We start from the raw sequence: 534 nt of genomic DNA, 5'->3' as shown, positions 1-534 counted from the left end.
GCCTTTTGTTTTTATTTCGCTAAAACCTGTAACGACACCCTCTTTCGAATAATGGTTTCGAATGAAGGTGTCTGGGCTTATAAGGGTCGTTGTGTAGTTCTCTGACTGACCCTCTCAACTCCTCACAGTGGCTTCAACCTGCTGCCACCGCTTTCCGGCGTCGGTGCGGAGGTTTCGTCAACTCGAGTTAATTGTTCTCGTCGTTGCGTCCGCTGTTGCCCGCTGCGGGCTTAATGTGCCGAGTGTGGGTTGTTGAAGAAGGAGAAGTTGGGTGTCAGTTGACTGCAACGATGTGTCATGTCGGGGCGAGCTCCTGATTCACGCATCTCTAGCGCTTGGAATCTTTGGTTATGGCGATGCCAGCTGCCGGGAGGACGGCGTCATTGCGTCCGAACTTCTTTTTCATTCCACTTACTGCCATACACTCTCCTTTTACTGGTCGGTTCCATTGACTCCAGAGCGCCCTTTCCGAAGCCTCCAAAGTTGCATTTGTGCTGGTTAGAGCAACAACTTGTTGGTGATCGGCTATGAACA

At 51.1% G+C, this 534-nt stretch carries 1 protein-coding gene; it reads right to left on the bottom strand.

Annotated features, from left to right (window positions below; translation table 11 throughout):
• Positions 1 to 328: 328 nt before the first annotated feature.
• Positions 329 to 534: hypothetical protein (locus MD273_RS19345; protein WP_204986178.1), on the bottom strand; the 206-nt coding region annotated here is incomplete at its 5' end.

The sequence above is a fragment of the Marinobacter sp. C7 genome (assembly GCF_022343555.1).
In the GTDB taxonomy this organism is placed as follows: Bacteria; Pseudomonadota; Gammaproteobacteria; order Pseudomonadales; family Oleiphilaceae; genus Marinobacter.
Note: the sequence above shows the minus strand (reverse complement) of the source record. Positions and strands in the feature narration are given on the sequence as shown.